Below are 18,519 nucleotides of genomic sequence, written 5' to 3'. Positions count from 1 at the left end.
GGCCTTCAGTCGCGGGGGACGAGGTCGCGCAGCTCGGCGGCGAGATCGAGGGCGTGATCGACGTCCCGCGCGAGGTAGTGCGGGTCGACGAAGGCTTCGGTGATCCCGGTGTCGGCAGCCGACTTCAGCTGCGAGGCGACGTCTTGGAGCTCGGTTCCGGGCTTCGGGTTGATCCGCAGGACCCGCCGCAGCGTGCCGGGATCGCGGCCCGCCTTCTCGGCCGCGCTCACCGCGGTCTCCCAGAGCTTCGCCAGATACGGCGCGGGCAGCCCCGCGGGAAGCCAGCCGTCCGCGCGGCGGCCGACGCGATCCAGCGCCACCGGCGACAGTCCGCCCAGCAGCACCGGCGGATGCGGGCTCTGCACCGGTCGCAAGCCGACCTTCGACGCCGGGATCCGCCAGCGTTCGCCTTCGTGCTCGACAGGGTCTCCGGTCCAGAACTTCCCGAGGACGTCGAGAAGCTCCTCCAGCTGCCCGCCGCGGCCCTTCCAGGGCGTGCCGGTCGCCGTGTACTCGTCGCGAAGCCAGCCGATGCCCAAGCCGACGTCCAGGCGGCCGCCGCTCACCTGATCCAGTGAAGTGAGCATCCGGGCGAGCACGACGGCCGGATACACCGTTCCGGTGAGCGTGCTGGTGCCCAGCCGGACCTTGTTCGTGACGCTCGCGGCGACGGTCAGCAGGATCAGCGGATCGGCGAAGGTGACGAACTCGGGCGGGTACGGCCGTTCCGGCGTGCCGCCGGGGTAGAAGTCCGACGGCGACACCGGGGCCAGCACCCGATCCCCGACCCACAAGGACTCGTACCCGAGTTCTTCGGCGGCCGCGGCGAAACCGGTGACGGCGTCCATCGACGCGAGGGGGCCGTATTGCGGAAGGGCGATTCCCAGGCGCATCACGGTCACCGTGCTTCCGCGAGCAGGCGGCCCATCCTGGTGATCCCTTCGGCGAGATCATTTTCGTCCAGCGCATAGGAAATCCGGAAGTACCCGGGCGTACCGAACGCCTCGCCGGGCACCACGGCGACCTCGGCCTCGCGCAGGATCAGATCGGCCAGCGCCACCGTGTCGGCCGGGCGCTCTCCGCGAATTTCCTTGCCCAGCAAGGCTTTCACCGACGGGTAGACGTAAAAGGCGCCGAGCGGCACGGGAGTTTCCACGCCCGGGATCTCGGAAAGCAGGGAAAGTGCGGTCTTTCGCCGGGCGTCGAACGCTTCGCGCATCGCGAAAACGGCGTCGAGCGGGCCGCTCACCGCGGCCAGCGCGGCCCGTTGCGCCACGTTCGAAACGTTGCCGCACAAGTGCGACTGGTACGCCGTCGCCGCCTTGACCACATCCTGTGGACCGAGTAGCCAGCCCACCCGCCAGCCGGTCATCGAGTACGTCTTCGCGACACCGTTGAGGACGATCGTCCGGTCGGCGAGCTCCGGGACCAGGACAGGCATCGAGGGCGCTTCGGCGCCGTCGTAGACCAGGTGCTCGTAGATCTCGTCGGTGATGACCCAGAGACCGTTCTCGTGCGCCCAGCGTCCGATCGCCTCGACCTGCTCGCGCGGGTAAACCGCGCCGGTCGGGTTCGACGGCGACACGAACAGCAGCACCTTCGTGCGCGGTGTCCTGGCGGCTTCGAGCTGCTCGACGGTGACCAGGTAGCCCGTCGTCTCGTCCGCCGTGACCTGCACTCCGACGCCGCCGGCGAGGGCGATCGACTCCGGGTACGTCGTCCAGTACGGCGCGGGCAGCAGCACTTCGTCGCCGGGGTCGAGCAGCGTCGCGAACGCCGAGTAGACCGCCTGCTTGCCGCCGTTGGTCACCAGGACGCGGCCCGGGTCGACCTCGAACCCGGAGTCGCGGACGGTCTTCGCCGCGATGGCCTCGCGCAGCTCCGGGAGCCCGCCCGCGGCCGTGTAGCCGTGATTGACCTTGTCCCGGACGGCCGCTTCGGCGGCTTCGAGCACGTTGGCCGGGGTGGGGAAATCGGGCTGCCCGGCACCGAATCCGATCACCGGACGACCCTGCGCCCTGAGCTCCCGGGCCTTCGCGTCGACGGCCAGGGTGGCCGAGGGCGTGATGCCGCCGATGCGAGCCGAGACGCGACTGGCCGTCGAAGCCGAGGGTGCGGGAGCGCTCATGGCGACATCGTGGCACGATCATGGGGTCGGCCGTGGGGGAGTTTCCCCGCGGAAGGCTGCTCCGCGCCGCTTTGAGGGGCGCGGTTGCGAAGCTGTTCGGGGGTTGCCGTAGACTTCTGGTCTCGGAACGCACTACGGTCATCCCCGCCACGGCGGTGGGGACGATGGAATGCGTCCTCGGGAGCTCCAGAGCATCGGGGTTCCAAAGGGGTGTAGCTCAATTGGCAGAGCAGCGGTCTCCAAAACCGCAGGTTGCAGGTTCAAGTCCTGTCACCCCTGCGTTAACGAACTGGTGAAGGCGGAGGAGTGGTCGTGAGCGACAGCGACGCCAGCGGTGAGAAGGCGCAGGACGGCGCCGGGCAGAAGCCCGACGAGCAGTCCCGCCCGGTGACCGCCGCTGCCCGGCGTGAGCGCCGTGCGTCCGCGCGCCCGTCCGGTAAGGCCGACGCCAAGTCGGACGACAAGACCCGCCCCGCCGGCAAGGCGAAGGCCGGGGACAAGACCGAGAAGTCCAAGGACGCCAAAGGCACGGCGACCCCGAAGCGCGACCGCAAGCCGAAGCAGGCGTCGATCTTCGCCCGGCTCATGCGCTTCATCCGTGAGGTCTGGGCCGAGCTGCGCAAGGTCATCTGGCCGAACCGCAAGCAGATGGTCACCTACACCGCGGTGGTGCTGGTCTTCGTGGTGTTCATGGTGGCGCTGGTGAGCGGCCTCGACCTGGCCTTCAAAGAGGTCGTCGGTGCCGTCTTCGGCAGCTGAGGCAGCCGGTCGCGGCGCCTGAGCGCACCGCACGGAGGCCTGCGCCACGGCAACCGATCAACTGAGAGGACGGAACGTGACCTCCGACAACGGCACAGCAGCCGGTCATGAGCTGACCGAGCTTTCCGACGAGCAGGTGCACGCGGCACTCGGCGACGAGCAGTCCGAGCACCTGGACTCCGTCGAGGTGCCCGCCGCAGGCGACGAGGTCGACGAAGCCGGAGATGTCGCGGAGGCCGAAGAGGCGTCCGACGAGACCGACGACAACGCAGCCGACGACACCGCCGCCGTAGCCGACGAGGACGTCGACCCGGTCGCGAAGATGCGCGCGGAACTCAACGCCGCTCCCGGTGAGTGGTACGTCGTGCACTCGTACGCGGGTTACGAGAACAAGGTGAAGACCAACCTCGAGACCCGGACCCAGACGCTGGACGTCGAGGACTACATCTTCCAGATCGAGGTCCCGACCGAAGAGGTCACCGAGATCAAGAACGGCCAGCGCAAGCAGGTGCAGCGCAAGGTGCTGCCCGGCTACATCCTGGTCCGCATGGACCTGAACGACGCCTCGTGGAGCGCGGTGCGCAACACGCCGGGCGTCACCGGGTTCGTCGGCGCCACGTCGCGTCCGTCGCCGCTGACCGTGGACGAGGTGCTCAAGTTCCTCGCGCCCAAGGTCGAGACGGCCGCTCCCGCCAAGCCCGGCAAGGGCGAGGCTGCCGCTTCCGAGTCGCAGCTGGGTGGCCCCGCGGTCGAGGTCGACTTCGAGGTCGGCGAGTCGGTCACCGTCATGGACGGCCCGTTCGCGACGCTGCCCGCGACGATCTCCGAGGTCAACGTGGACGGACAGAAGCTGAAGGTCCTGGTGTCGATCTTCGGCCGGGAGACCCCGGTCGAGCTGTCGTTCAACCAGGTCTCCAAGATCTGACGGCCGCCAGACGGCCGGCAGTCCCCGCGTACTGGCAGGTGTGCGGGGGACTCAAGTCAGTAAGAAGGAACAAACGAAATGCCACCCAAGAAGAAGAAGCTTGCGGCGATCATCAAGCTGCAGATCAAGGCGGGTGCGGCCAACCCCGCGCCGCCGGTCGGCCCCGCGCTGGGTCAGCACGGCGTCAACATCATGGAGTTCTGCAAGGCCTACAACGCCGCGACCGAGTCGCAGCGCGGGGACGTCGTCCCGGTCGAGATCTCCGTGTACGAAGACCGCACGTTCGACTTCAAGCTCAAGACGCCGCCGGCCGCGAAGCTGCTGCTGAAGGCCGCGGGCGTGGAGAAGGGTTCCGGCGAGCCGCACAAGACCAAGGTCGCCAAGGTCACTTGGGACCAGGTCCGCGACATCGCGAAGACCAAGGAATCCGACCTGAACGCGCACGACATCGACCAGGCCGCGAAGATCATCGCCGGCACCGCCCGCTCGATGGGCATCACGGTCGTCGACTGAGTTCCACCCCGCACCACCGTGGGAGAGCCGAGTGCTGGCTCCAACACCACACTGATCCGTTGAAGAGTTAAGGACAGAAGCAATGCCCAAGCACAGCAAGGCCTACCGTCAGGCTCTTGAGCTGGTGGACCGCGAGCGGCTCTACGCCCCGCTCGAGGCCGCGAAGCTGGCCAAGGAGACCTCTTCCAAGAAGATGGACGCCACCGTTGAGGTCGCCATGCGCCTCGGTGTCGACCCTCGGAAGGCCGACCAGATGGTCCGCGGCACCGTGAACCTGCCGCACGGCACCGGTAAGACCGCCCGCGTCATCGTTTTCGCCGTTGGTGACAAGGCCGCCGAGGCCGAGGCCGCCGGCGCGGACGTGGTCGGCACCGACGAACTGATCGAGCGCATCCAGGGTGGCTGGCTCGAGTTCGACGCCGCGATCGCGACGCCGGACCAGATGGCGAAGGTCGGCCGTATCGCCCGCATCCTCGGCCCGCGTGGCCTGATGCCGAACCCGAAGACCGGCACCGTGACCCCCGCGGTCGCGAAGGCCGTGACGGACATCAAGGGCGGTAAGATCAACTTCCGCGTGGACAAGCAGGCCAACCTGCACTTCGTCATCGGCAAGGCCTCGTTCGACACCGAGAAGCTGGTGGAGAACTACGCGGCCGCGCTGGACGAGATCCTCCGCGCCAAGCCGTCGTCGGCGAAGGGTCGCTACCTGAAGAAGGTCACGATCTCCACGACGATGGGCCCGGGTGTCCCGGTCGACCCGGCCCGGACCCGCAACCTCCTCTCCGAGGACGCGTGAGTCTGAGTTAGACATCACTGAGAAGGGGGCGGTCCCGCTACGGCGGGGCCGCCCCTTTTTCGTGTTTGCTTGAGGGCATGCCTACCTTCGCGTCGTTCGACGGGCTTCAGCTGAGCTACACCGTTTGGGAAGGCCGAGGGCGTCCGGTACTGCTGCAACACGGCTTCGCCGCGGACACGAACGCCAACTGGATCGCGCCGGGCGTCGTCGACACCCTCCAGGACGCGGGGCTGACCGTGATCAGCCTGGACGCGCGCGGCCACGGACGGTCGGCGAAACCGCACGACGAGGCGAGCTACGCCGACGACGCGATGGTCCGCGACGTGTCGGCGCTGCTGGACACGCTGAACCTCGACGAGGTGTCGATGGTCGGCTACTCGATGGGCGCGATGATCGCGCTCGGCGCGGTGGCCGCCGACCCGCGGATCCGGTGTCTCGCGATCGGCGGGGTCGGTTCGGGGATCGTCGACTTCGGCGGCGTCGACACCCGGGTCGTCACGCCGGAGGCGATCAGCGAGGCGCTGCTCGCTACGGATCCCTCGACGCTTCCGCCGGCTTCGGCGCCATTTCGGGCGCTGGCCGACGCCCTGCGGGCGGACCGGATCGCGCTGGCGGCCGTCGCTCGCGGGACGGCGAACCCGAAACTGGACCTGACGGCGATCGCGGTGCCGACCCTGATCCTGGCCGGGGACACCGACCCGCTGGCCGCGGAACCCGAACGCCTGGCCGCCGCCATCGCCGGCGCGCGCCTCGTCCGCGTCCCCGGCGACCACATGGCCGCCGTCATGCACCCCGCCTTCGGCTCCGCGCTGACCGGCTTCCTGACCTCGCACGACCTCTGACCCCGGACCTGCGTTTAGCCCCCTAATCGCGACGCACTTGCGTTTCGCGGGCTAAACGCGATCCGGCGCGCACGTGCGTTTCGCGGGCTAAACGCGATCTGGGGTGGAAAGGCCCAGGTCAGTTGCCGGTGGGCGGGGCGGGGCAGGGCTCAGGGGAGTTCGCGTGCCCGGTGATCAGCCACTGGCCCATCTCGACTTCCTGCAGGGTGAAGCTGCCCAGCACGGGCCCACCGCGGATGCTGTACCAGCACGAGTGGATCGTCAGGTTCTGCCGCGGGACCACGCTCGACATCGGGCGCACCGCATAGATGTACGGCGTGATGTCGGTGACCTTCGCGTTCAGGGCCGGGACGGCGGTCGCGCAGTCGGGGTAGCCGAGGTCGCGGGCGAACTGGGCCTGCGCCTGCTCGCTCATCGACAGGCAGACCTTTTCGACACGGGTGGCAGGCGGGTACGGCTTCCCGATCGTGTCGTAGATGGCCCGCACCGCCTCCCATGGGTTGGTCGAAAGCACCTGGTTCGTGCGGTGCTTGCCCCCGCCGCCCTGGACGAACGTCGCCGTGTCCTCCCCGGCGTCGCTGGGGAAGATCTGCCGATAGGCGATGGTCGCGCCGATGCAGATCAGCAAGATCACGATCACCCAGGCGAGGAGCTTCCCGCCCAGGCGGCGCAGCCAGCGCGGCGCGCGCGGCCGAGGTGCTTTGACGAGTTCACCGGGCGGCGGTCCCGGGGGCACCGGAGGCTGTCCTCCGTAGTGCTGGGTCATGGGCTGCGCGGGCTGCTGCGGCACGAGGCCCTGCTGCTGCGCCTCGGTGAACTTCAGATAGTCCTGGAACTGCTGAAACTGCTGGAACTGGCGCAGTTGCTCGTCGTCCAGCCGGGGCGCGGGCTGCCCTCCCGCCTTGGGCTCGATGTCCGTGCCGGGCTCGTTGTCCGGCTTTCCGTCATCACGCTGCTCCGCCACGTCACCATGATGCCTCGCGAGCCCTCCCGCGCACTCCGCCGGTCGCGTTTAGCCCGCTAAACGCGATCTGACCGGGCCCCGGTGCGAAGGCCGGGAGAGGGTCACGTATTCTTGTCAAGGTTCTACCGAAGACCGCTGGTCTTCTCCCGGTCATCTGGCCTGGAGAACGAAGGCCCCGCTAGGGCGGGCGACCCGCGCAGGAGGAACGAGGCTCGCCCACGACGCATGTCGTCGTGTGCCCTGACGCCCCGCGCCTGTCTGCGCTGGGGCGTTTCGTCGTTTCAGGGCTCTCAAGGCCAGTGGCCAACTAGCCAAGAGAGGAGGCGACCATGGCGAAGCCCGACAAGGAGGCGGCCGTCGCCGAGATCGCGGAGAGCTTCCGCAGCAGCTCGGCCACAGTCGTTACCCAGTACACCGGCCTCTCCGTGTCCCAGCTGTCCCAGCTGCGCCGCGCTCTCGGCACCAATGCCAAGTACCGGGTCGCGAAGAACACCCTCGTCAAGCGTGCCGCCACGGACGCCGGAATCGAGGGTCTCGAGGACCTGTTCGTCGGCCCGACCGCGATCGCCTTCGTCGAAGGTGAAGCTGTTGACGCCGCGAAGGCGCTTCGCGACTTCGCGAAGGACAACAACGCGCTTGTGATCAAGGGCGGCTACATGGACGGCAAGACGCTGTCCGTGGACGAGATCACCAAGATCGCCGATCTCGACAGCCGTGAGGTCCTGCTCGCCAAGGCGGCGGGCGCGTTCAAGGCGAAGCTGTCCCAGGCCGCCGCGCTGTTCCAGGCGCCGGCGTCCCAGGTCGCCCGCCTGGCTGCCGCGCTGGAGGAGAAGCAGCGCAACGCCGGTACCGAAGCAGCCGAAGCACCCGCCGAGAGCTGAACACCCCCACCCCGAACTTTTAGTTCGTTTCAGAGAGGAAAGCCACCATGGCGAAGCTGAGCACCGCCGAGCTGATCGACGCCTTCAAGGAGCTCACCCTTCTTGAGCTGTCCGAGTTCGTGAAGGAATTCGAGACCACCTTCGACGTGACCGCGGCCGCCCCGGCTGCCGTCGTCGCCGCCGCCCCGGGTGCCGCCCCCGCCGCGGCCGCCGAGGAGCAGGACGAGTTCGACGTCGTCCTCGAGTCCGCCGGTGACAAGAAGATCCAGGTCATCAAGGTCGTCCGCGAGGTCGTCTCCGGTCTGGGCCTGAAGGAGGCCAAGGAGCTGGTCGAGGCCGCTCCCAAGGCCCTCCTGGAGAAGGTCGACAAGGAGGCCGCCGACGCCGCCAAGGAGAAGCTCGAGGCCGCCGGCGCCAAGATCACCATCAAGTGATCCCTGGCGCGTCAGCGCCTAACGCAGCACCGTCGAAGGGGCGGGCATCCACACGGATGCCCGCCCCTTCGCTGTCTCCGGCCCCGACCTGCGTTTAGCCCCCTAATCGCGACGCGTAGCAACGCTAAGCATCAGGGCGCCGGATCGCGTTTAGCCCGCTAAACGCGATCCGCGCGGCGGGAGGGCGGGGGCCCTGACCTGCGTTTAGCCCCCTAATCGCGATCCGGGCCGGGCGGCGCCCGCTGTGGATCTGCGCACGGGAGTGACGTGCACTACGGTGCTGCAAGCGGTGCACGGGCAGGCGGCGGGCTGCGCGAAAAGTTACCCGCGGGTCTGGCCAGAAAAGAAAACTGGTGAGTAACCTGTTCGCACTCAGCTCGTTGCACCTGGTTGACGCGGGTATCGCTGCGCGAACGCATGCGTCCTCCCGGGCCAGTGGCACGGGAAGGCAGTGCGCGACGACGCGGAACAGCTCCTGGAGGTGCGATGGGTGCCGAGGTGGTCATCGAAGGTCTTTCCAAGTCCTTCGGTAAGCAGGCCATCTGGCGGGACGTTACGCTGACCCTGCCTCCGGGCGAGGTTTCGGCGATGCTCGGCCCGTCCGGAACCGGTAAGTCCGTCTTCTTGAAGTCGATGATCGGTCTGCTCAAGCCGGACCGCGGCCGTTGCATGATCAACGGCGTCGACATCGTGACGTGCTCCGAACACCAGCTCTACGAGGTGCGCAAGCTCTTCGGCGTCCTTTTCCAGGACGGCGCGCTCTTCGGCTCGATGAACCTCTACGACAACGTGGCGTTCCCCCTGCGCGAGCACACGAAGAAGTCGGAGACCGAGGTCCGCCGGATCGTGCTCGAGAAGCTCGAGATGACCGGCCTCAACGGCGCCGACAAGAAGCTGCCCGGCGAGATCTCCGGCGGTATGCGCAAACGCGCCGGCCTCGCCCGCGCCCTGGTGCTGGACCCGCAGATCATCCTGGTCGACGAACCGGACTCCGGTCTCGACCCGGTCCGCACCACCTACATCTCGCAGCTCTTCCTGGACGTCAACGCGCAGATCGACGCGACGTTCCTGATCGTCACGCACAACATCAACCTCGCCCGCACCGTCCCGGACAACCTCGGCATGCTCTTCCGCAAGGAACTGGTCATGTTCGGGCCGCGCGAGGTGCTGCTGACCAGCGAGGAGCCGGTCGTCAAGCAGTTCCTCAACGGCAAGATGGACGGCCCCATCGGCATGAGCGAGGAGAAGGACTCGGCCCAGCTCGCCGCGGAGCGCGCGATGTTCGAGGCCGGCCACCACGCGGGTGGTGTCGAGGACGTCAGCGGGGTGCCGCCGCAGATGCAGCCGACGCCCGGCGTGCCGACCCGGATGGGCGCGGTCCGCCGCAAGGACCGGGTCATGCAGATCCTGCACGGCCTGCCGCACGAGGCACAGCAGAGCATCATCGAGTCGCTTTCCCCGGAGGAGCAGCAGCGCTACGGGGTCCGCCCGCAGCGGCTCGCGGCCGCCGGCCACCGGTCGGCGCCCGTCGACAGCTCGATCCCGAACCACCACCAGGGCCAGTTGCCCGACGACCAGGTCGCCCACATCCCGCACCCCGGGAGAGCGGGCAACCACCGCTTGCGGCCACAAGATCCGGGGTCAGGTGGCGCGTGAGCTCTTCCGCTTCATCGGCGAAGATTCCAGGGATCGGCATGTTGCGCGAGACCGGGAACCTGTTCGCTCTCGGCCTCGACATCGTTCGTGGCATTTTCCAACGCCCGTTCCAGCTGCGGGAGTTCATCCAGCAGGCCTGGTTCATCGCGAGCGTCACGATCCTGCCGACGGCGCTCGTCGCGATCCCGTTCGGCGCGGTCATCTCGCTGCAGTTCGGTTCGCTCGCCCGCCAGCTCGGCGCCCAGTCCTACACGGGCGCCGGGTCGGTGCTCGCCACCGTGCAGCAGGCCAGCCCACTGGTCACGGCGCTGCTGGTCGCGGGCGCCGGCGGTAGTGCGGTCTGCGCGGACATCGGCGCGCGGACGATCCGCGAAGAGATCGACGCCATGGAGGTGCTCGGCGTCTCCGCGGTGCAGCGGCTGATCGTGCCGCGTGTGCTCGCGATGATGCTGATCGCGCTCCTGCTGAACGGCATGGTCAGCGTCATCGGCGTGCTCGGCGGCTACTTCTTCAACGTCGTCCTCCAGGGCGGGACACCGGGCGCGTACCTGGCGAGCTTCTCCGCGCTGGCCCAGCTGCCGGACCTCTGGGTCGGCGAGCTGAAGGCGCTGATCTTCGGCTTCATCGCCGGGGTCGTCGCCGCCTACCGGGGGCTGAATCCGTCCGGCGGCCCGAAGGGCGTCGGGGACGCGGTGAACCAGTCGGTCGTCATCACGTTCCTCATGCTGTTCGTGGTGAACTTCGTGATCACGCTGATCTACCTGCAGATCGTGCCCGGAAAGCTGGACTGACGCATGACCTTCCTCCAGGGCGCCAAGCGGGTCGCCAACCGTCCATTGCAGACTCTGGACAACCTCGGTGACCAGATGTCCTTCTACGGCCGCGCGTTGCTGTGGACGCCGAGGACGCTTCGCCGCTACATGAAAGAAGTTCTGCGGCTGCTGGCCGAGGTGAGCTTCGGTTCCGGCTCGCTGGCGGTCATCGGCGGCACGGTCGGCGTGATGGTCGGCCTGACGCTCTTCACCGGTGTCCTCGTCGGCCTTCAGGGTTACTCGGCGCTGAACTCGATCGGCACGTCGGCCTTCACCGGCTTCCTGACCGCGTTCTTCAACACCCGTGAGATCGCCCCGCTGGTCGCCGGTCTCGCGCTTTCGGCGACGGTCGGCGCCGGCTTCACCGCCCAGCTGGGCGCAATGCGGATCTCCGAGGAGATCGACGCGCTCGAAGTCATGGGCGTGCCCAGCCTGCCGTACCTGGTGACCACGCGGATCATCGCCGGTTTCGTCGCGGTCATCCCGCTGTACGTCATCGGCCTGCTGAGTTCGTATCTCGCGTCCCGGTTGGTCGTTATCTACATCTACAACCAGTCAGCGGGTACCTACGACCATTACTTCGACCTGTTCCTACCACCACAGGATGTGTTGTATTCGTTCATCAAGGTGCTGTTGTTCAGCGTCTTGATCATTCTGTCCCATTGCTATTTCGGTTACCGGGCCACCGGTGGCCCCGCCGGTGTCGGCGTGGCCGTCGGTAAGGCGGTCCGGCTGAGCATCGTCACGGTGTCCATCATGAACTTCTTCATCGGTTTCGCGATCTGGGGAACCGACGTCACGGTGAGGATCGCAGGATGATCGCGACAATCCGGCGCAGGCTGCTGGGCCTGCTTCTGGTCGCCGTGCTCATCGGCGGGGTGGCGCTGAGCATCGCGCTGTACCAACGGGCGTTCACACCCGTCGTCAGCGTGAAGCTCCAGTCGGGCAGCATCGGGAACCAGTTGCTGAAGCAGTCGGACGTGAAGGTCCGCGGCCTGATCGTCGGCTCGGTCAAGGAGATCACCGCGACCGCGGACGGCGCCGAACTCACGCTCGCGCTGAATCCGGAGTCGGCGAAACTGATTCCCCAGAACGTTTCGGCGCGATTCCTGCCGAAGACGTTGTTCGGTGAGCGTTTCGTTTCCCTCGAGATCCCGGACGTGCCTTCGGAGAAGACGATCGCCGAGGGCGACGTGATCACCCAGGACCGCACTTCCGGCGCGGTCGAGCTGGAGCAGGCCTTCGCCCATCTGATGCCGGTCCTGCAGGCCGTCCAGCCGCAGAAGCTGTCGAGCACGCTTTCGGCGATCTCGACCGCGCTCAACGGCCGCGGCGACCAGCTCGGCGACACGCTCGCGCAGCTCGGCACCTACGTCGGGGAACTGAACCCGCACGAGCCCAAGCTCCAGCAGAACCTCAAGGAGCTCGCGAAGTTCTCGGACAACCTCGACGCCGTCGCCCCGGATCTGGTGCAGACCTTGGACAACCTGAGCACCACCACCCGCACCGTGGTGGACCAGCAGATGAACCTGGCGAACCTCTACGGCAGCGTCACCCAGGCTTCGGTCGATCTCCAGACCTTCCTGCGGAACAACGCGGACAACCTGATCCGGCTCGCCGACACGGCCCGCCCGACGGCGGAGCTGCTGGCGAAGTACTCACCGTCGTACCCCTGCGTCATCGGGCAGATGGCGGACAACCTGCCGAAGATCGACAAGGCCCTCGGCAAGGGCACCGACCGGCCCGGTCTGCACGCGACCATCGAGGTCACCGTCAACCGCGGGCCGTATCTGCCCGGCAAGGACGAGCCGCGGTTCGAGGACAAACGCGGCCCGCGCTGTTACGACCTGAAGCAGTTCCCGGACCCGTTCCCGCAGTACCCACCGGACGGCCCGATCAAGGACGGCAGCACGGTCAAACCGCCGGCGCGCTCGGCGAACGACGGTCTTTCGCCCTCGAACGGTTTCGCGAACGTCGGCGGCTACAACGGCGGGGGAGCCCCCGGCGGTAGCCCGTCCTACAGCGCGTCCGAATCGGACTTCCTCGCGCAGCTGGTCGCCCCGCAGGTCGGCATGGCCGCCACGGACATGCCCGGCTGGGGCTCGCTGCTGGTCGGTCCGCTCTATCGGGGAGCGGAGGTGCACGTCCAGTGAGGGGTCTGCTCGCACCGCTGATCAAACTCGGCATCTTCATCGTCGTCACCGTGCTGTTCACGACGATCCTCGGGATCAGCATCGCCAACGTGAACACCACCAGCACCAACGCCTACAAGGCACGGTTCAGCGACGCGACCCTCGTGCTGCCCAACGACGACGTCCGCATCGCCGGTGTCCGGGTCGGGCAGGTCAAGGAGGTCCGCATCGTCGACCGGCGCCAGGCCGAGATCGAGTTCGAAGTGGACGCCGGCCGCAAACTGCCCGCCGGGGTGACCGCGCAGATCAAGTTCCGGAACCTGGTCGGCCAGCGCTACCTCTCGCTCGGGCAGGGCACCGACACCTCCGGCAAGACACTGGAGCCCGGCGGGAACATCCCGCTGGAGCGGACCACGCCCGCGCTCGACCTGACGCAGTTGTTCAACGGGTTCAAGCCGCTGTTCACCGCGCTCAACCCGGACGACATCAACAAGCTGTCCTACGAGGTCATCCAGGTCCTGCAGGGCGAGGGCGGCACGGTCGAAAGCCTGTTGAAGCACACCGCGTCGCTGGCCACCACGATCGCCGACAAGGACAAGGTCATCGGCGAGGTCATCGACAACCTGAACTCGGTGCTCGACACGGTCAACGCGCACACGCCGCAGCTCAACGACCTGATCGTCAAGCTGCAGCAACTGGTCTCCGGGCTGGCCGCGGACCGCGAGCCGATCGGCGACGCCATCGAATCGCTCGGCACCCTCGCCCAGACGACCTCGGGTCTGCTCGGTGAGGCCCGCGAGCCGCTCAAGCAGGACATCGCCGCGCTCGGCACGCTGTCGAAGAACCTCAACGACAGCCAGCCGATCGTCGAGCATTTCATCCAGTTCCTGCCGCAGAAGGTGACGGCGCTGACCCGCACCGCCGACTACGGCTCCTGGTTCAACTTCTTCGCCTGTGAGATGACGGGAGCCGTCGCCCTGCCTCCGCTGATCAACGAGCCGATCAACCTGCCGCTGCTGCCGGTGAACCGGGCGAGGTGCACGGCATGAAGTCGTTCCAGAAACGCAACCCGATCCCGATCGCGCTGGTCGGCATCTCGGTGCTGCTGCTCGGTTTCATCGCCGCGCTCAACTCCGACGACCTGCCGGTCATCGGCGGCGGGACGACGTACTCCGCCGACTTCAGCGAGGCTTCGGGCCTGCAGGAGGACAACGACGTCCGCGTCGCCGGCGTGAAGGTCGGCAAGGTCTCCGAGATCAAGCTCGACGGCGACAAGGTCCGGATCTCGTTCAAGGTCAAGGATGCCTGGCTGGGCGACAAGACCAGCGCGGCCATCAAGATCAAGACCGTGCTCGGTCAGAAGTACCTGGCGCTCGACCCGCAGGGCCAGCGCACGCTCGACCCGAGCGCGACGATCCCGCGTGAGCGCACGATGTCGCCGTTCGACGTCCTCGACGCCTTCCGCGGGCTTTCGCAGACCGTCGACGACATCGACACGACGCAGCTGGCGAAGAGCTTCGACGTGATCTCGGAGACCTTCGCGGACACCCCGGCCGACGTGAAGGGCGCGCTGACCGGCCTCTCCCGGCTTTCGGACACGATCGCCAAACGTGACTCGCAGCTGTCGAGCCTGCTCGCGAACACGCGGCAGGTCTCGCAGACGCTCGTCGACCGTGACGCCGAGTTCCAGAAGCTGCTCGCCGACGGCAACAAGCTGCTCGGCGAGGTAGCCAAGCGCAAGGACGCGATCTCCGCGTTGCTGGATGGCTCGCGAAACCTCGCCACTCAGCTCAAGGGCCTGGTCGACGACAACGACGCGCAGCTCGACCCGGTGCTCACCCAGCTCGACCAGCTGACCTCGATGCTCCAGCGCAACCAGGACGCCCTCGGCCAGGGCATCGCGCGGTTCGCGCCGTTCATCCGGGTGTTCACGAACACGATCGGCAACGGCCGCTGGTTCGACAACTACATCTGCGGACTGGTCCTGCCGTCGTTCGGCCCGATCAACGAGAAGGGGTGCTACGACAAATGAGTACCCGTCTCGGACAGAGTCTCGCGCGTGGTTTCACCATCGCGATCGTGCTCGCGCTGGTCGTCGCAGGCGCGCTGTGGTGGACGCTGAAGGACGCCGGCCGCAACCACGTGACCGCGTACTTCGCCGGCACCGTGGGCCTCTACGAAGGCAACAGTGTCCGCATGCTCGGCGTCGACATGGGCACCGTCACCAAGATCCAGCCGATGGGCAACCAGGTCCGCGTCGAACTCGAGTACGACCGTTCGGTGCCCGTGCCCGCCGACGCGAAGGCGATCATCGTGTCGCCGTCGCTGGTCAGCGACCGCTACGTGCAGCTCGCCCCGGCGTACAAGGGCGGCCCGCGGATCGCCGACGGCGCCGTCATCGGGCTCGACCGCACCGAGGTCCCGCTGGAGGTCGACGAGCTCGCCGCCAGCCTCTCCCGGGTCAGCCAGTCGCTCGGGCCCAACGGCGCCAACAAGAACGGGTCGCTGTCGAACCTGCTCGACACCGCCGCGAAGAACTTCGACGGCAACGGGCAGGCGCTGCACGACACGATCACGAAACTCGGCCAGGCCGCGGGCACGTTGTCCGGCAACAAGGACGACCTGTTCAAGACCGTCGAGAACCTCGGCTCCTTCTCGCAGACGCTGGTGAACAGTGACAAGCAGGTCCGCGACTTCGAACGGCAGCTCGCCGACGTCAGCGGCTTCCTCGCGGGGGAGCGGGAGAACCTCTCGGCCACGGTGAAGCAGCTGTCCGACACGCTCACCGCGGTGCAGGCGTTCATCGAGAAGAACCGCGACCGGCTCAAGTCCAATGTGGACAAGCTGGCCAGTGTGACCAAGGTGCTCGTGGACCAGCGCGGCGCGCTCGCCGAGATCCTCGACGTCGCCCCGGTCGGTCTCGGGAACCTGGTCAACACCTACAACGCCTCGTCGGGCACGCTCGACGCGCGGGCCAACCTCAACGAGCTCACGCAGCCGCCGCTGGTGATGGTGTGCAACCTGCTCAAGCAGACCCCGGAGGCGCTCGACGCGCTGGGCGACGCGTGCAAGGGAGTCGCCGGACTGGTCGACGGGCTGGTGCCGCTGCCGTCCATCGCGCAGGTGGTCGAAGCCTCCCACCGAGGCCAGTTGCCGCCGCTTCCGCTCCCGATCGCCGGTGAGCTCTACGGTTCGGGGGCGAAGTGATGAACAAGAAACTCGCCCTCGCGGCTGTCGGAACCGTCGCCGCGCTGACGTTGAGCGGCTGCGGGTTCAGCGGGATCTACGACGTCCCGCTTCCCGGTGGCGCCGAACTCGGCGACCACCCGTACACGGTCAAGGTGCAGTTCCGGGACGTGCTCGACCTGACCCCGCAGGCCGGGGTGAAGGTCAACGAGGTCGCCATCGGCCGGGTCGAAGCGATCGGGCTGACCCCGGACGGCTGGAACGCCGAGGTCACCCTCCGGGTCAACGGTGACGTGAAGTTGCCGGCGAACGCGCTCGCCAACGTCAAGCAGTCGAGCCTCCTCGGTGAGAAGTACGTCGAGCTGGCGGCGCCCGCCGACGGACAGGGCAAGCTCGCCGACAACGCGGTGATCCCGCTGGCCCGCACGAACCGCAGCGTCGAGGTCGAAGAACTGCTCGGCGCGCTTTCGCTGCTGCTCAACGGCGGCGGGGTGGAGCAGCTCAACACCATCACCAAGGAACTCAACAACGCCACCACCGGCCGCTCGCCGGAGCTCAAGGCGCTGCTGAACAACACCAACGAGCTGGTCACGAACCTGGACAAGCAGTCCGCGAACATCACGCGGGCGCTCGACGGGCTGAACCGGCTCTCGCTCACCCTGAACGGCCAGAAGGACAAGCTGGTCGGCGCGGTCGACAACCTCGGCCCCGGCCTCGGCGTGCTGGAGCAGCAGCGCGGTCAGCTGGTGACCATGCTGAACGCGCTCAACCACCTCTCCGGGGTCGCCGTCGACACGGTGAACAAGAGCAAGGAAGACCTCGTCGCCGACCTCAAGGCGCTGCAGCCGACGCTGCAGAAGCTCGGCGAGGCGGGCTCGGATCTGCCGAAGGCGCTGGAGATCCTGCTGACCTTCCCGTTCAGCGACGCCGCCTACGACGGCGTCAAGGGCGACTACTTCAACCTGTTCGCGAAGATCGACCTGAACCTGAACGAGATCCTCAAGAACCTCGGGCGCAGCCGCGAGAACCCGCTGAAGGACGCCATCCCGGTCCCGGGCCTGACCGGGGGCACCGAGGGGCCGGGTGCGAACCCGCCGCTGCCGATCCCGGACAGCGTCGGCGGTGTCGCCGGCGGCCAGGCGAGCGCGCCGCAGGGCGGCGGACAGCCGCAACAGACCGGGCCCGCCGGTATCTTCGGTGTGCTGTCGGGAGGTGCCGGCTGATGCTGGTCCGTAGGACGAAGATCCAGTTGGTCGCGTTCGCGATCATCTCCGTGGTCGCCATCGTGTACGCGCTGATCCGGTTCGCCGGGCTCGGCCAGGTGTTCGGTGCCGAGGGTTACACGGTGAAACTGCAGCTCAAGCAGTCCGGCGGCATCTTCCAGAACGCCGAGGTCACGTACCGGGGCTTCAACATCGGCCGGGTCGGCGAACTGCGCCTCACCAAGACCGGGCTGGAGGCCGACCTCAACATCTCGCCGGACGCCCCGCAGGTGCCCGCCGATCTCGACGCCGTCGTCGCGAACCGGTCGGCGGTCGGCGAGCAGTTCGTCGACCTGAAGCCCAAGAGCGAGAAGGGACCGTTCCTGAACTCGGGTTCGGTCATCCCGGCCGACAAGGTCAAGACGCCCGTGCCGACCGAGCAGCTCATCGGTGATCTCGACAGCCTCGCGGCGTCGGTGCCGACCGACTCGCTGCGCAAGGTCGTCGACGAGTCGTACAACGCCTTCAACGGCACCGGCCCGGACCTGCAGCGGCTGCTCGACACCGCGCGGAGCTTCACGGCGACCGCGCAGGAGTACCTGCCGCAGACCGTCCAGCTGCTGGAGAAGGGTGGGCAGGTCCTCGAAACGCAGAACGACATGGCGAGCTCGATGAAGTCGTTCAGCGCGGACCTGAACAAGCTGTCCGGCACCCTGAAGAACTCCGACGCGGACATCCGGAAGCTGATCGGGATCACCCCGCAGGTGGCGAACCAGATCAGCTCGGTGCTCGCCGAATCCGGGCCGGGGCTGGGCGCGCTGACGGCGAACCTGCTCACGACGTCGAACCTGCTGGTGACCCGGCTCGACGGGCTCGAACAGGGCCTCGTGACCTACCCGATGCTCGCGGCCGGTGCCAACACCGTCGCCAACGACGGCACCGCGCACCTCGGGCTCGCGCTCAACCTGTTCAACCCGCCGTCGTGCACCAAGGGCTACATGGGCTTCGACAAGTACCGCGAAGGCACCGACACGACGCCTCGCGCGCCGAAGGACGACGCGTACTGCGCCGAGCCGAAGGGCAGCCCGATCAACGTGCGCGGTGCGCAGAACGCTCCGTACAACGGGGTCCCGCAGATCCCGTCGGAAGGCGACGTCGCGGCGAACGCCGGCCGCTCGGCCGAGGAACTGGCCAGCCTGCGCGCGGCACAGGGCATGCCGAGCGTCCTGCAGAGCCCCGGGGTCAGCCTGCCCACCCTCGGCGCGCTGCTGGGCCTGCCCGGCTGAGGC

General features: G+C 67.7%; 19 protein-coding genes and 1 tRNA gene. 17 read left to right on the top strand and 3 right to left on the bottom strand.

Annotation, left to right across the window (positions count from 1 at the left end):
- Positions 1-5: 5 nt before the first annotated feature.
- Positions 6-902, bottom strand: coding sequence for a TIGR03619 family F420-dependent LLM class oxidoreductase (locus ACFVM3_RS00410; protein ID WP_378434198.1), 897 nt, complete (start codon positions 900-902; stop codon positions 6-8).
- Positions 899-2,128, bottom strand: coding sequence for a pyridoxal phosphate-dependent aminotransferase (locus ACFVM3_RS00405; RefSeq protein ID WP_378434197.1), 1,230 nt, complete (start codon positions 2,126-2,128; stop codon positions 899-901). Before ACFVM3_RS00405 ends, ACFVM3_RS00410 begins: the two co-directional genes overlap by 4 nt.
- Before the next feature lie 206 nt (positions 2,129-2,334).
- On the opposite strand from ACFVM3_RS00405, the gene ACFVM3_RS00400 reads away from it, so the two are divergent.
- The 6 genes from ACFVM3_RS00400 (at position 2,335) to ACFVM3_RS00375 (ending at position 5,963) form a co-directional block, all read left to right on the top strand.
- Positions 2,335-2,407: transfer RNA gene (locus ACFVM3_RS00400), tRNA-Trp, on the top strand.
- A 27-nt stretch (positions 2,408-2,434) separates the two neighbouring features.
- The gene (gene secE / locus ACFVM3_RS00395; protein WP_007031001.1) at positions 2,435-2,887 is read left to right on the top strand and encodes a preprotein translocase subunit SecE; all 453 of its coding nucleotides are present in this window, start codon (positions 2,435-2,437) and stop codon (positions 2,885-2,887) included.
- A 76-nt stretch (positions 2,888-2,963) separates the two neighbouring features.
- On the top strand, positions 2,964-3,812 hold the full coding sequence (gene nusG, locus ACFVM3_RS00390) for a transcription termination/antitermination protein NusG (RefSeq protein ID WP_378434195.1): 849 nt from the start codon (positions 2,964-2,966) through the stop codon (positions 3,810-3,812).
- A gap of 78 nt (positions 3,813-3,890) precedes the next feature.
- Positions 3,891-4,325, top strand: coding sequence for a 50S ribosomal protein L11 (gene rplK, locus ACFVM3_RS00385; RefSeq protein WP_005152062.1), 435 nt, complete (start codon positions 3,891-3,893; stop codon positions 4,323-4,325).
- 82 nt (positions 4,326-4,407) lie between these two features.
- Positions 4,408-5,121: a 50S ribosomal protein L1 gene (gene rplA, locus ACFVM3_RS00380; RefSeq protein WP_126733323.1), complete on the top strand. Its 714-nt coding sequence runs from the start codon at positions 4,408-4,410 to the stop codon at positions 5,119-5,121.
- Between the two features lie 77 nt (positions 5,122-5,198).
- The gene (locus ACFVM3_RS00375; RefSeq protein ID WP_378434193.1) at positions 5,199-5,963 is read left to right on the top strand and encodes an alpha/beta fold hydrolase; all 765 of its coding nucleotides are present in this window, start codon (positions 5,199-5,201) and stop codon (positions 5,961-5,963) included.
- Between the two features lie 118 nt (positions 5,964-6,081).
- Here the strand turns inward: ACFVM3_RS00375 and ACFVM3_RS00370 are convergent, their stop codons facing one another.
- Positions 6,082-6,927: a hypothetical protein gene (locus tag ACFVM3_RS00370; protein WP_378434191.1), complete on the bottom strand. Its 846-nt coding sequence runs from the start codon at positions 6,925-6,927 to the stop codon at positions 6,082-6,084.
- A 329-nt stretch (positions 6,928-7,256) separates the two neighbouring features.
- Between ACFVM3_RS00370 and rplJ the strand changes: the two genes are divergently transcribed.
- The 11 genes from rplJ (at position 7,257) to ACFVM3_RS00315 (ending at position 18,516) form a co-directional block, all read left to right on the top strand.
- Entirely contained in the window at positions 7,257-7,808 is a 552-nt protein-coding gene (gene rplJ, locus ACFVM3_RS00365) for a 50S ribosomal protein L10 (RefSeq protein WP_034304192.1), read from the top strand.
- A 47-nt stretch (positions 7,809-7,855) separates the two neighbouring features.
- Entirely contained in the window at positions 7,856-8,242 is a 387-nt protein-coding gene (gene rplL, locus ACFVM3_RS00360; RefSeq protein WP_257489281.1) for a 50S ribosomal protein L7/L12, read from the top strand.
- Between the two features lie 486 nt (positions 8,243-8,728).
- The gene (locus ACFVM3_RS00355; protein ID WP_378434189.1) at positions 8,729-9,898 is read left to right on the top strand and encodes an ABC transporter ATP-binding protein; all 1,170 of its coding nucleotides are present in this window, start codon (positions 8,729-8,731) and stop codon (positions 9,896-9,898) included.
- A 38-nt stretch (positions 9,899-9,936) separates the two neighbouring features.
- A complete protein-coding gene (locus tag ACFVM3_RS00350) occupies positions 9,937-10,689 on the top strand; it encodes an ABC transporter permease (RefSeq protein WP_125791473.1) in 753 nt (250 codons plus the stop codon).
- A 3-nt stretch (positions 10,690-10,692) separates the two neighbouring features.
- Positions 10,693-11,529: an ABC transporter permease gene (locus ACFVM3_RS00345; RefSeq protein ID WP_364025956.1), complete on the top strand. Its 837-nt coding sequence runs from the start codon at positions 10,693-10,695 to the stop codon at positions 11,527-11,529.
- A complete protein-coding gene (locus ACFVM3_RS00340; RefSeq protein ID WP_378434187.1) occupies positions 11,526-12,863 on the top strand; it encodes an MCE family protein in 1,338 nt (445 codons plus the stop codon). Before ACFVM3_RS00345 ends, ACFVM3_RS00340 begins: the two co-directional genes overlap by 4 nt.
- Positions 12,860-13,891, top strand: a complete 1,032-nt coding sequence (locus tag ACFVM3_RS00335; RefSeq protein WP_378434185.1) for an MCE family protein — start codon at positions 12,860-12,862, stop codon at positions 13,889-13,891. The genes ACFVM3_RS00340 and ACFVM3_RS00335 overlap by 4 nt, the downstream gene beginning before the upstream one ends.
- Complete coding sequence (locus tag ACFVM3_RS00330) at positions 13,888-14,874, top strand: MCE family protein (RefSeq protein WP_257489279.1); 987 nt, start codon at positions 13,888-13,890, stop codon at positions 14,872-14,874. Before ACFVM3_RS00335 ends, ACFVM3_RS00330 begins: the two co-directional genes overlap by 4 nt.
- The gene (locus ACFVM3_RS00325) at positions 14,871-16,049 is read left to right on the top strand and encodes an MCE family protein (RefSeq protein WP_378434183.1); all 1,179 of its coding nucleotides are present in this window, start codon (positions 14,871-14,873) and stop codon (positions 16,047-16,049) included. The genes ACFVM3_RS00330 and ACFVM3_RS00325 overlap by 4 nt, the downstream gene beginning before the upstream one ends.
- Positions 16,049-17,251: an MCE family protein gene (locus ACFVM3_RS00320; RefSeq protein WP_378434181.1), complete on the top strand. Its 1,203-nt coding sequence runs from the start codon at positions 16,049-16,051 to the stop codon at positions 17,249-17,251. Before ACFVM3_RS00325 ends, ACFVM3_RS00320 begins: the two co-directional genes overlap by 1 nt.
- Positions 17,251-18,516, top strand: a complete 1,266-nt coding sequence (locus ACFVM3_RS00315) for an MCE family protein (RefSeq protein WP_378434179.1) — start codon at positions 17,251-17,253, stop codon at positions 18,514-18,516. The genes ACFVM3_RS00320 and ACFVM3_RS00315 overlap by 1 nt, the downstream gene beginning before the upstream one ends.
- Positions 18,517-18,519 lie beyond the last annotated feature (3 nt).

Origin of the sequence: Amycolatopsis sp. NPDC057786 (assembly GCF_042797905.1) — a bacterium.
Taxonomy (GTDB): domain Bacteria; phylum Actinomycetota; class Actinomycetes; order Mycobacteriales; family Pseudonocardiaceae; genus Amycolatopsis.
Note: the sequence above shows the minus strand (reverse complement) of the source record. Positions and strands in the feature narration are given on the sequence as shown.

Coding starts and splice junctions, on each gene's coding strand:
- ACFVM3_RS00405 (WP_378434197.1), bottom strand. CDS start 2,128: ATGAGCGCTCCCGCACCCTCGGCTTCGACGGCCAGTCGCGTCTCGGCT.
- rplK (WP_005152062.1), top strand. CDS start 3,891: ATGCCACCCAAGAAGAAGAAGCTTGCGGCGATCATCAAGCTGCAGATC.
- rplA (WP_126733323.1), top strand. CDS start 4,408: ATGCCCAAGCACAGCAAGGCCTACCGTCAGGCTCTTGAGCTGGTGGAC.
- ACFVM3_RS00375 (WP_378434193.1), top strand. CDS start 5,199: ATGCCTACCTTCGCGTCGTTCGACGGGCTTCAGCTGAGCTACACCGTT.
- rplJ (WP_034304192.1), top strand. CDS start 7,257: ATGGCGAAGCCCGACAAGGAGGCGGCCGTCGCCGAGATCGCGGAGAGC.
- rplL (WP_257489281.1), top strand. CDS start 7,856: ATGGCGAAGCTGAGCACCGCCGAGCTGATCGACGCCTTCAAGGAGCTC.
- ACFVM3_RS00355 (WP_378434189.1), top strand. CDS start 8,729: ATGGGTGCCGAGGTGGTCATCGAAGGTCTTTCCAAGTCCTTCGGTAAG.
- ACFVM3_RS00350 (WP_125791473.1), top strand. CDS start 9,937: ATGTTGCGCGAGACCGGGAACCTGTTCGCTCTCGGCCTCGACATCGTT.
- ACFVM3_RS00345 (WP_364025956.1), top strand. CDS start 10,693: ATGACCTTCCTCCAGGGCGCCAAGCGGGTCGCCAACCGTCCATTGCAG.
- ACFVM3_RS00340 (WP_378434187.1), top strand. CDS start 11,526: ATGATCGCGACAATCCGGCGCAGGCTGCTGGGCCTGCTTCTGGTCGCC.
- ACFVM3_RS00330 (WP_257489279.1), top strand. CDS start 13,888: ATGAAGTCGTTCCAGAAACGCAACCCGATCCCGATCGCGCTGGTCGGC.
- ACFVM3_RS00325 (WP_378434183.1), top strand. CDS start 14,871: ATGAGTACCCGTCTCGGACAGAGTCTCGCGCGTGGTTTCACCATCGCG.
- ACFVM3_RS00320 (WP_378434181.1), top strand. CDS start 16,049: ATGAACAAGAAACTCGCCCTCGCGGCTGTCGGAACCGTCGCCGCGCTG.
- ACFVM3_RS00315 (WP_378434179.1), top strand. CDS start 17,251: ATGCTGGTCCGTAGGACGAAGATCCAGTTGGTCGCGTTCGCGATCATC.